The 12,103-nt window shown below is 40.2% G+C and carries 10 protein-coding genes; all 10 read right to left on the reverse strand.

From position 1 onward, the window contains the following. Positions 1 to 6 precede the first annotated feature (6 nt). The gene (gene mtaB, locus AC0VYJ_RS14765) at positions 7 to 1,362 is read right to left on the reverse strand and encodes a tRNA (N(6)-L-threonylcarbamoyladenosine(37)-C(2))-methylthiotransferase MtaB (protein ID WP_194219504.1); all 1,356 of its coding nucleotides are present in this window, start codon (positions 1,360 to 1,362) and stop codon (positions 7 to 9) included. Between the two features lie 4 nt (positions 1,363 to 1,366). Continuing rightward, positions 1,367 to 2,119: a 16S rRNA (uracil(1498)-N(3))-methyltransferase gene (locus AC0VYJ_RS14770; RefSeq protein WP_475365519.1), complete on the reverse strand. Its 753-nt coding sequence runs from the start codon at positions 2,117 to 2,119 to the stop codon at positions 1,367 to 1,369. A 12-nt stretch (positions 2,120 to 2,131) separates the two neighbouring features. Beyond that, entirely contained in the window at positions 2,132 to 3,076 is a 945-nt protein-coding gene (prmA, locus tag AC0VYJ_RS14775; RefSeq protein ID WP_475365520.1) for a 50S ribosomal protein L11 methyltransferase, read from the reverse strand. A 98-nt stretch (positions 3,077 to 3,174) separates the two neighbouring features. Next, positions 3,175 to 4,284, reverse strand: a complete 1,110-nt coding sequence (gene dnaJ, locus AC0VYJ_RS14780; RefSeq protein WP_194219501.1) for a molecular chaperone DnaJ — start codon at positions 4,282 to 4,284, stop codon at positions 3,175 to 3,177. Between the two features lie 346 nt (positions 4,285 to 4,630). Continuing rightward, the gene (dnaK, locus tag AC0VYJ_RS14785) at positions 4,631 to 6,463 is read right to left on the reverse strand and encodes a molecular chaperone DnaK (protein ID WP_194219500.1); all 1,833 of its coding nucleotides are present in this window, start codon (positions 6,461 to 6,463) and stop codon (positions 4,631 to 4,633) included. A gap of 31 nt (positions 6,464 to 6,494) precedes the next feature. Further along, positions 6,495 to 7,067 (reverse strand): nucleotide exchange factor GrpE, encoded by a 573-nt coding sequence (gene grpE, locus AC0VYJ_RS14790; protein WP_194219499.1) that lies wholly within the window; start codon positions 7,065 to 7,067, stop codon positions 6,495 to 6,497. A gap of 92 nt (positions 7,068 to 7,159) precedes the next feature. Beyond that, positions 7,160 to 8,200 carry a heat-inducible transcriptional repressor HrcA gene (gene hrcA / locus AC0VYJ_RS14795; RefSeq protein WP_475365521.1) on the reverse strand — a complete coding sequence of 347 codons (1,041 nt, stop codon included), beginning with the start codon at positions 8,198 to 8,200 and terminating at the stop codon, positions 7,160 to 7,162. 220 nt (positions 8,201 to 8,420) lie between these two features. Further along, complete coding sequence (gene hemW, locus AC0VYJ_RS14800) at positions 8,421 to 9,563, reverse strand: radical SAM family heme chaperone HemW (protein ID WP_194219650.1); 1,143 nt, start codon at positions 9,561 to 9,563, stop codon at positions 8,421 to 8,423. Between the two features lie 103 nt (positions 9,564 to 9,666). Continuing rightward, complete coding sequence (gene lepA, locus AC0VYJ_RS14805) at positions 9,667 to 11,499, reverse strand: translation elongation factor 4 (protein ID WP_194219497.1); 1,833 nt, start codon at positions 11,497 to 11,499, stop codon at positions 9,667 to 9,669. 248 nt (positions 11,500 to 11,747) lie between these two features. Then, positions 11,748 to 12,098 (reverse strand): DUF3679 domain-containing protein, encoded by a 351-nt coding sequence (locus AC0VYJ_RS14810; RefSeq protein WP_430244175.1) that lies wholly within the window; start codon positions 12,096 to 12,098, stop codon positions 11,748 to 11,750. Between the last annotated feature and the right edge of the window lie 5 nt (positions 12,099 to 12,103).

Genomic DNA, 12,103 nt, shown 5'->3' on the forward strand with positions numbered 1-12,103 from the left:
AATAGCTTAAAATGAAGCAACTGCAGCAGTTGGCTCGTCCTCGTTCATAACGCGAACAAATTGACCTTCATTATAAGGATATCCTGGTTTAGTGATTTTCACTTTAACAATTTTTCCAATCATTTCTTCAGATGCTTCAAAGATTACTTTCATATAATTCGCTGAATAACCAACGAATAAGTTTGATTCTGGGTCATCCTTGTACTTCTCTTCCGGAATTACCTCAAGCACTTCACCTTCATAATGGGATGCGTACTCTTTCGCAAGTTGATTTGAAAGCTCAATTAAATGATGAACACGCTTGTTCTTAACTTCATCATCAACCTGGTCTTCCATCCGAGCTGCAGGCGTACCTGTTCTCTTTGAAAATGGGAAAACGTGAAGTTCTGAGAATTTATGCTTTGCAATAAAGTCATATGTCTCTTTAAATTCCTCATCTGTTTCACCAGGAAAGCCGACAATAACGTCGGACGTAATTGCTAATCCTGGAAGTGCTTTTTTCAAACGCTCTAAGCGCTCACCAAACATTTCCATTGTATACTTTCTTCTCATTCGCTGTAGTACTGTATTGGATCCAGATTGAAGCGGTATATGAAGATGCGGAACAACTTTTTCAGATTGATTCAATACTTCTATCACTTCATCAGTTACCTGACTGGCTTCAATAGAAGAAATCCGAATTCGCTTAAGACCTTTTACTTTAGCATCAAGGTCACGAAGAAGCTGAGCAAAGTTGTAATCTTTCAAATCCTCTCCATAACCTGCTGTATGGATACCCGTTAGAACGATTTCTTTATAACCGGCATCAACAAGCTGTTGAGCTTGTGAAATGACCGCTTCCGGTTCACGAGATCTGAGAAGCCCTCTTGCCCAAGGAATTATACAGAAAGTACAGAAATTGTTACAACCTTCTTGAATTTTAAGAGAAGCTCGGGTGCGATCTGTAAAAGCCGGAACTTCAAGCTCCTCATATACACGCGCTTTCATAATATTGCCTACGCCATTTACAGGCTCTCGTTCGCGCTTATACTGTTCAATGTAATCAAGCATTTTAACGCGATCCTGAGTTCCTACAACAACATCCACTCCAGGAATAGCCATAATTTCTGCAGGTGAAGTTTGAGCATAACAACCTGTTACACAAATGACGGCATCAGGATTTTTACGAATCGCACGACGAATAACCTGTCTGCTTTTTTTATCCCCAGTATTCGTTACTGTGCACGTATTAATAACATAAACATCAGATGCATGATCGAACTCAACGCGTTCATAATCATGATCTTTAAACAACTGCCAAATCGCTTCCGTTTCGTAATGGTTTACTTTACAGCCTAATGTATGGAAAGCAACTGAAGGCATATAATCACCTCATTAGTTCAAAATGATAAGAAACTGCTGCCAGCACGTACATAGCAGCCGTTTCTGTTCGCAAAATCCTTGGACCAAGTCCACATGAAGCAAAACCAGCTTGAATTAAACTGGCTACTTCATTATCTGAAAGTCCGCCCTCTGGTCCAAATACGACCATTATTCGGTCATTCACATTTGCCTCGTGAAGCGTTTGAACAAGCGCAGCAGTTTCTCCTGCTCTCGCTTCCTCTTCATAAGCAATTAATTTATAATCATAAGACTCACTTGCTTTAATAAGTGATGAAATGGAATGAGGCATTTCAATCAATGGAATGGTTGTTCGATGGGATTGTTCAGCCGCTTCTTTTGCAATTTTTTTTAGCCTTTGCAACTTTTTAGCGCTTTTTTGCTCATCCCATTTTACAATAGAACGCTCAGCTTTAAAAGGGATAAACTGATCTGCACCTAGTTCTGTGCCCTTTTGTATGACTGTTTCTAGTTTATCTCCTTTAGGCAGTCCTTGAACAATTGTAACATGAACAGGGAGTTTCTTTTGTTCTTCCAACCATTCTATTGGAACAGCTTTGATTAAGTCCGAATTAATTTCTTCTAATTCGCATAGGGCTGATTTACCGTCTTCAGTGCAACATATGATGTTGTCACCCTCTGTCATTCTCATCACTTTCGAGATGTGCTTCACATCTTCCCCTTCAATAGTAACGTGACCGTCTTGAACTTGAGAGGCAGAAATGAAATATCGTTGCATCGTTCTACCTCCTTACTCGTGGGGTTTTCTGGCAATAAACGCAACCCAATCTTCCATTTGGAGCGTTTCTTCAATGATAAGACCCTGTTCAATGATCGACTGTTTTACTTCCTGCTTTTTCGCAGAGATAATACCCGAGGTGATAAATGCACCACCTGGTTTAAGGACGCGGGCCACATCGTCTGTAAAGCGAATAATAATTTCTGAAAGTAAATTAGCGACAATGACATCGTAAGTTTCATCAATGCCCTCAAGAAGATTATTTTGACTAACACTAACTTTGTGATGAACTTTATTTAATTTAGTATTTAACGCAGCGCTTTTAACAGCTATTTCATCAAGGTCAAGTGCATCAACTGGTTCAGCCCCAAGACTAGCAGCCGCGATACTTAAAACACCTGACCCCGTACCAACGTCAATCACACGCTGACCCGGCACAATGATTTTTTCAAGCGCTTGAACACACAATACCGTTGTCGGATGTGTTCCTGTACCGAAAGCCATGCCAGGATCAAGCTCAATAATAATTTCATCTGTTGTGACAGGCTTGTAATCTTCCCATGTGGGTGTAATCGTAATTCGTTCAGATATTTTGACAGGTTTATAATATTTTTTCCACGCTGTAGCCCATTCTTCCTCATTCACTTCACTGATTTGAACAGTGTTATGTCCTAAATCAATATCATAGACAAGTAGTCCATTAATCGCTTCTTTAATTTGTTCAACCGTTTCACCAAGAAAACTATTGACAGGCAAGTAAGCTTTCAAGATAACGCCTTCTTCAGGATAATCATCTGGATTGAGCTGATAAACCTCTCCGAAAGTAGTATCCCATACTTTCACAAGATCCATTGGGTCTTCAATGACTACCCCACTGGCACCTGCTTCATGTAAAATGTTTGATACTGCTTCAATTGCTTCGTTTGTCGTATGAATGCTTATCTCAGACCATTTCATTCATTGCCCACTCCTCTTTTGGATCCTTTTTTTCGGAAAGGAAACAGGCAGGCCACTTGAAGTAGTAGCCTGCAATCTGTTACCAGCTTTCACCTTACTTATTCTCCTTTGAACGCCTTTTTCACTTTAGAGAAAAAATTCTCATGCTGTTCGTCAGGTACCTGTCCGGAAATTTCACTAAACTCCCGTAGAAGCTCTTTTTGTCGATCAGTTAAGTGCTTAGGAGTAATCACTTGAATTTTAACATGTTGATCTCCCTGGCCATAACCACGTACGTTCTGAATACCTTTCCCTTTTAGACGGAAATTAGTTCCACTTTGTGTACCAGCTGGCACTTTAAGCTTCACTTTACCATGAAGGGTCGGCACTTCAATTTCATCTCCAAGACCTGCTTGTGAGAAGGTGATCGGCATTTGACATAACACATCATCGCCACTACGTTCGTAAAAGTCATGTGATCTCACATAAACAACTACAAATAAGTCTCCTGGAGGTCCACCGTTAACGCCAGCTTCCCCTTTTCCAGTTATGCGGATTTGTTGACCTTCATCGATTCCTGCAGGGAGTTTAACGTGAATTTTCTTTTTAACTTCAACTTTCCCTTTACCGCGACACGTCTTACACTTATCTTTAATAAGTTTGCCTGTACCTTCACAATGATGACACACGCGACGATTAACTACTCGGCCAAACGGAGTATTTTGCTCCACATTCAATTGACCAGCTCCACCACAGTGTGAACAAGTTTCAGGTGAAGTTCCTGGTTTTGCGCCAGAACCATCACATGTTGAACATTCTTCTTCTTTTGGAATAAAGATATCCGTCTCTTTACCAAATGCTGCTTCTTCAAAAGTTAGTTCCATTGAATACTGAAGGTCAGCACCCTGTCTCGGAGCATTTGGATTACGGCGACCTCCGCCACCAAAGAACATATCAAAAATGTCGCCAAAGCCACCGAAGTCAGCTCCTCCGCCACCAAATCCTTGATTTGGATCTGCGTGCCCAAACTGATCGTACTGAGCTTTTTTCTGAGAGTCACTTAATACTTCATAAGCTTCCGTTACTTCTTTAAACTTCTCATCTGCACCCGGCTCCTGGTTGATGTCTGGGTGATATTGCTTAGCAAGCTTTCGATAAGCTTTTTTCAGCTCGGCATCAGAAGCATCCTTACTTACGCCCAGCACTTCATAATAATCTCGTTTACTCATCGTATCCACTCCCGATTCTCTTCACATAACGTTTATCATATCATTGAGTTTATACGCTCTGCAATACTCTATCGTAAGCACCAGTGAACGCTAATAGCAAATTGGGTAAAGTTGGATAATAACCCAAAAGTTAATTGGTGAATATTACCATGATACGTCGCTTCCACCCGATTTTTAGAATTTTTCAAGTATGGAGAAAACGTGACCTGTGATTAGTTATTGTTCAACTGCAAACAACATTCTTAGCATACGTATTATATGGAATTGAATGGTTTGCATTTCATTTTAAACGAAAAAAGTCAAAGTCAAGATACGCCTGACTTTGACTTTTTTTCGTATCATCTTCTTACTTTTTGTCGTCGTCTACCTCTTCATACTCAGCATCAACGACGTTATCATCTGCTTGTTCAGCTCCGCCTTCTTCGCCAGCTTGAGCCTGTTGAGCTTGTGCAGCCTGCTCATAGACTTTCATTGATAAGGCTTGAACGATTTCTTGAAGCTCATCTTTCGCAGTGCGAATTGCTTCAATGTCATCATTTTCAAGAGCTGCTTTCACTTTATCTTTTGCTTCATTAGCTTTTGTCACTTCTTCTTCCTCTACTTGACCTTCAAGGTCTTTTAGAGTTTTATCAGTAGTGAATACGAGCTGATCAGCTTCGTTACGTGTTTCAACTTCTTCACGACGCTGCTTATCTTCTTCAGCGTTAGCTTCAGCGTCTTTCACCATGTTTTCAATTTCGTCATCTGAAAGACCGCTTGAAGATTTGATTGTAATAGACTGTTCTTTATTCGTACCAAGATCCTTCGCGCGAACGTTCACGATACCGTTTTTGTCGATATCAAATGATACTTCGATTTGCGGAGTTCCTCGTGGTGCTGGAGGAATATCAGTCAGCTGGAAGCGACCAAGAGTCTTGTTATACTGAGCCATTTCGCGCTCACCTTGAAGAACATGAATGTCAACTGAAGGTTGGTTATCAGCTGCAGTTGAGAAAGTCTGTGACTTACTAGTTGGGATCGTTGTATTACGCTCGATAAGCTTCGTAAATACGCCACCCATTGTTTCAATACCAAGAGAAAGTGGAGTTACGTCAAGAAGAACAACGTCTTTCACATCTCCAGCAATAACACCAGCTTGAATTGCTGCACCAAGTGCAACGACTTCATCAGGGTTAACGCCTTTGTGTGGATCTTGTCCTGTTTCTTTCTTAATCGCATCTTGTACTGCAGGAATACGAGTAGATCCACCAACAAGAATTACTTTATCAAGTTCAGATGGTGACATTCCAGCATCTTTAAGAGCCTGACGAGTAGGTGCCATTGTACGCTCTACAAGATTTGCAGAAAGCTCTTCGAATTTAGCACGAGTTAGGTTAAGCTCAAGGTGTTTAGGACCTGAAGCATCCGCTGTGATAAATGGAAGAGAAATTTGAGTTTGTGCTACGCCTGAAAGATCTTTCTTCGCTTTTTCAGCAGCATCTTTCAAACGTTGAAGTGCCATCTTATCCTGACCTAGGTCAACACCAGTATCTTTCTTAAATTCAGCTACTAGATGATCGATAATAACTTGGTCAAAGTCGTCACCACCAAGACGGTTATCACCAGCAGTAGACTTAACTTCAAATACGCCTCCGCCAAGTTCAAGGATTGATACGTCAAAAGTACCGCCACCAAGGTCAAATACTAGGATTGTTTGATCTTCATCTTCTTTATCAAGACCGTAAGCAAGCGCTGCAGCAGTTGGTTCGTTTACAATACGCTCTACTTCAAGTCCAGCGATTTTACCAGCATCTTTTGTTGCTTGACGCTCAGCATCGTTAAAGTAAGCAGGCACTGTAATAACCGCTTTTTCAACGCCTTCACCAAGATAATCTTCAGCGTAAGATTTTAGCTTCTGAAGAATGATCGCAGAAATTTCTTGAGGAGAAAATGATTTACCCTCAACGTCTTCTTTATGATCAGTACCCATATGACGCTTAATGGATTGAATTGTGTTTGGGTTTGTGATTGCTTGACGCTTCGCAACTTCACCTACTAGACGTTCTTCATCTTTAAATGCAACGACAGATGGAGTTGTACGGCTACCTTCCGGGTTCGGGATAACGGTAGCTTCTCCGCCTTCCATTACTGCAATACAAGAGTTTGTTGTACCTAAGTCAATACCGATAATTTTACTCATTACATTCTACCTCCTATTTCTTAATATGTAGTTAAGAGCTTACCTTTACCATTGCTGGTCGAAGGACGCGATCGTTTAGTTGATAGCCTTTTTGTAAGACCTCTACAACCACATCTGAATCATGTTCATCTGATTCAACCTGCATGACAGCCTGATGGAGATGCGGGTTGAATGCTTCTCCTACAGAACCAATTTCTTCGACACCTTCATTAGCAAGTGCCTCTTTCAACTGACGATACACCATTTCCATTCCGGTAAGCAATGACGTTACTTGCTCACTATCGCTTTGAACAGCTAGTGCACGTTCGAAATTATCCATAGCTGGGAGTAACCCTTCAGCTAATTTTTGAGAACGGTATTTTGCATCTGCATTTCGTTCTTCACGCGTTCTGCGGCGGAAGTTATCGTATTCTGCCTGAGTGCGCATATATTTATTCTCAAGCTCTTCAACCTGCTGTTGCAAGTTCTCAAGCTCTTCATTTTCATTGGTTTCAGATACTTCAATCACTTCAGGTTCATCATTCTCTTCAGCATTTTGCTCAAGATTCTCTTCCTCTTCAGTTAGAAGTTCTTCTTCCTCTTGATGACTGTTTTGCTTTTCCACGAATTTCACCTCCCTAACGAAATATAACAAATCTTTCTCCCATAGAAAAGGATGGAAGAAATGTTTCTCCCACCTTCTTCACTATTACCAATTTACCAGTGTCTGAAACTTTGATATCGATCGGTCAAGGTTCGAGTAAGATCATTTGCTAGAAAACCAAGAATACTCATTGAACGATGATATTCCATTCTAGTCGGGCCAAGCAAAGCGATAGAGCCCATTCGCTTGCCTTCTATGAAATAGTCGGCGGTTACGATGCTACAATGCTGCATCGCCTCAAGATCATTTTCCTGACCAATTTTAACTTCAATTCCATTTTTCTCAGGTCGAAGTATGTTATACATAACGTCTTCTTGTTCAAATGTATTAAGTAACAACCTGACTTTATCAATATCTTTGAATTCAGGTTGGGTCAGAATATTAGTCTTGCCTCCGTAATACACTTTTTCAGCATTGGTATAGAGAAAAAGATTTTCAAGCATTGTATTAACCTGATTATAATTTTCAATATGTTTCTTTAAGACAGTTGCCATTTCTTTCATCATTGTCGACTTCAAGGAGATTAGTGGAACGTCCTTCAAGCGTTCATTCATGATGTTCACAACTTTTTCAATATCAGACATACTGACCGAAGGCGGGATTTGCATTGTTCGGTTCTCGACATGTCCACTGTCAGCTACCAAAATCACAACGGCCGTATCCTTTGACAAGGGAATGATCTGAATTTGTCGAAGTTTCGTTTCAAATACTTCAGGTCCAAGAATAATGGACGTATATTGAGTTAGCTCTGAAAGTATTCCAGCAGATTGTTGAATCACTTTCTCTACTTCCACCATTCTCTCTGCAAAAAGAGAATGAATGTTATTCACATCTTTTTTCGAAAGCACAGGTGGAGACAGAAGATGATCAACATAAAAACGATATCCCTTTTCAGAAGGTACTCTTCCAGAAGAACTATGTGTCTTCTCGATGTAGCCCATCTCTTCAAGGTCCGCAAGTTCATTACGAATGGTTGCAGAACTGAATGTCACATCTTCACGCTTGGAAATCGTGCGTGATCCAACAGGCTCAGCCGTTTGAATGTAGTCATTAATCAATAACTGCAAAATGAATAGTTGACGTTCTGTTAACATCTCCTCATCACCTCTGTTAGCACTCTAATGTGCCGAGTGCTAAATCTATTAATAAGGTAACAGAAACTTATTTTAGTTGTCAATCATTACGTTAATCATTATTGTGACTAAACATTTCCAACAATAGAAAGGCTCTTAATTATCGCTTTATCGGGGTACTCTGAAGACCACCATCACTACCTTAGTTAACAACCTAAGGGCATAATTGACAACGATGTCACTAGATAGCAAGAAATTCTTGAAATACTTCATTGCCTAAAAAGAAGCCTTGCTCTGTCAATGCAATATGTGATCCAGTATCTTTCAAGAGGTCGCTTCGGACTAACTTTTCAATTTGTTCACTAAAAACTTCCTCAATCGACTGATTAAATTTATACTTAAACGTCTCTTTTGAAACGCCCTCTCTCATTCGAAGGCCCATAAACATTTCTTCTTCCATTCGTTCGTTTTTCGTTAGAACATTGTCATCCATATACGGAAACTTGTTCTCATCTATTTTAGTCATATATTGCTTAAGCGGACCAGCATTTGCTCGTCGTACCCCATCAATATAGCTGTGAGCACCCGCACCTATTCCATAGTACTCATTATTCTTCCAGTACGTTATGTTGTGTCGGCTCTCGTATCCAGGCTTTGCGAAGTTACTAATCTCATACTGCAAAAGACCAGCTTCCTCAAGGCGTTTCATTAGAAGCTCATACATATCAGCTTCAGCTTCTTCCGTTGGAAGAGGTAATTCTCCTTTACGCCATTTGTTATAAAACACTGTTTTCTTCTCTACCTGCAAGGAATAAGAAGAAATATGAGTAATCCCTAATTCAATTGCTTTTGTAATCGACTCTGAGAATTGTTCAATAGTTTGTTCTGGTAATCCAAACATCAGATCCAGTGAGAGGTTAACAAAGCCCTCACTCTGAGCCATCTGAACAATTTCTCCGATTTCTTCAACGGAATGACCTCTGCCAAGCTTGTTTAGAAGCGTATCTTGGAATGCCTGAGCTCCGATACTTAATCGATTCACACCGTACTTCTTCATAATTCGAAGCTTCTCAGGTGTGACACTCCCAGGATTTGCCTCCATTGAAAACTCGAGGTGCTCGGATACATACGGACCAAAGCGTTCTTGAACGTCTTTTAAAAAGCGCTCAAGCTGCGCTTCGTTTAATGCTGTAGGTGTTCCTCCACCTACAAATATTGTGTCTATTCGATTGGTCGGGAATCGCTCCAATGTATTTTTCATTTCAGTATCCATATGAGCTAAATAGTCATCCACAGGCTGACCTTGCATAAAAACTTTATTAAAATCACAATAGTGGCATATATAGTCACAGAACGGAATGTGTAAATAAACAGCGTTAACCATTTCAATCACTGCTTTCTGGCATAATGTAAAGACCGCAGAAACGCTCTGCGGTCTTCTAACCTACATAGTATAAAAATCAACTCAGCACTTCAACTAAAGCACCTTAATTATTCTTCGTGTTATCCTGACGGAGGACAGCCATAAATGCTTCTTGAGGCACTTCTACTTTACCTACCGTTTTCATTCGTTTCTTACCTTCTTTTTGTTTTTCAAGAAGCTTACGCTTACGAGAAATATCTCCACCGTAACATTTTGCTAGTACGTTTTTACGCATAGCTTTGATTGTAGAACGGGCAACAATTTTCTGTCCAATAGAAGCCTGAATCGGGACTTCAAATTGCTGTCTTGGGATAAGGTCTTTCAATGTCTCAGTAATGTCTTTACCACGGTCATAGGCAAAGTCTCTGTGAACGATAATGGATAGAGCATCAATTGTCTCACCATTAAGAAGAATGTCCATTTTAACAAGATTTGAAGCTCTATACCCAATTAATTCGTAGTCGAAGGACGCATAGCCTTTCGTACTTGACTTCAATTGATCAAAGAAATCATAAACAATTTCGGAAAGAGGAATATGATAGACAATATTCACACGACTTTCATCCATATATTGCATATCGATAAAGTCACCGCGTTTACCCTGACATAATTCCATAATAGCACCGACATAATCATTAGGTGACATAATTGTCGCCTTTACATATGGTTCTTGCACTTCCGCAATAGATTGCGCATCAGGCATCATTGCAGGGTTATCGATAATCACTTCTTCTCCGTCTGTTAGTTTAACTTGATAAATAACACTCGGAGCCGTCGTAATCAAATCAATGTTAAATTCTCGTTCAATCCGCTCCTGCACGATTTCCATATGAAGAAGTCCAAGGAAACCACAGCGGAAACCAAAGCCGAGTGCCTGAGATGTTTCTGCTTCGTATTGAAGCGAAGAATCGTTTAACTCAAGACGTTCAAGAGCCTCGCGGAGATCATTGTATTGCGCTGAGTCTACTGGATAAAGACCACAGTATACCATTGGATTCATTCTCCGATAACCAGGCAGAGGAGTTGCAGCAGGATTTTTCACAGCTGTAATTGTATCCCCTACACGAGAATCTCCCACATTCTTAATCGCTGCAGTAAGGAAACCAACATCGCCGACAGAAAGTTCTTTCTTAGATACCGGCTTAGGATTAAACACGCCAAGCTCATTTACTTCAAATTCTTTACCTGTCGCCATCATACGGATCTTATCGCCGACCTTAACAGATCCCTCTGTTATTCGAATATAAGCAACTACTCCCCTATATGGATCATAAAGAGAATCAAAGATAAGCGCTTGAAGCGGCCCTTCAGGATCTCCTTGTGGCGCGGGTACTTTCTCCACAATCTGTTCTAGAATGTCTTCTATACCAATTCCAGACTTAGCTGAAGCAAGCACTGCGTCAGAAGCATCCAATCCAATTACATCTTCTACTTCTTGCCTCACTCGTTCAGGCTCAGCACTCGGTAAATCGATCTTATTAATAACTGGAAGGATTTCTAAATCATTATCAAGAGCAAGGTAAACGTTCGCTAGCGTTTGAGCTTCAATTCCCTGTGCTGCATCAACAATTAATAATGCTCCTTCACAAGCTGCCAGGCTCCTAGATACTTCATAAGAGAAGTCGACATGTCCTGGTGTATCGATTAAATGAAAAATGTACTCTTCTCCATCTTTCGCTGTATAAGTAAGCTGAACAGAATTCAGTTTAATCGTAATTCCTCTTTCACGTTCGAGATCCATCGCATCGAGCGTTTGAGCTTTCATTTCACGGTCAGTTAACGCACCTGTCCGTTCTAAAATGCGGTCTGCAAGAGTCGATTTTCCATGGTCGATATGAGCAATAATGGAAAAATTTCGAATCCTGGACTGTCTTTTCAATTTTTCTTCAAGGTTCATCTACAATCACTCCTAAGGCGAAACTACGCTAGTATAGATTATAGCAATACCGCTGTCCAGATTCAATCCGGAATCCGCCCATTTACATAGACTATGAATTTCTCTTAGAAATTCCTCTCTTTTTCACAAGAAAGAATAACACTCTGTTACCTTTCGAGACTCAAATAATATAGAATAACTAAGCTTATACTTTCGATTCTCGATTTTTTACATAGCCAATAATTTAAAAAAGGCCGCAAATGCGACCTTTATGATTGAAAAAAGGAAAGAACTGTCGTAATTAATGTGAATACAAACGCTAAAAGGGATTTGATTAATGCTGATAACCAGTTACTAAGCTTTGAACCGAGGTCTCCTAGCACATTAAACTCATTTGCACCTTCTAACGTTTCTTGTTTATTTTGGAGATCGCTTTGTGTAATGGATGTTCCTAAAATTTCAGCTTCAACACCATTGGATGCAGTCTTGATTTGAAAAGCTCCAGTACTCTCATGATCCTGCATATAATTCATATTTCTAGAAGCTTGTTCCATTCCAAGAAGCACACCAAATAAAAGCAATGTAACAAGAAGAAAACATTTAAGAAAAAAAGATGCCATCACTT

This window comes from Anaerobacillus sp. 63XJN7_5_ISO-PGPR-S23-430 (assembly GCF_056173695.1).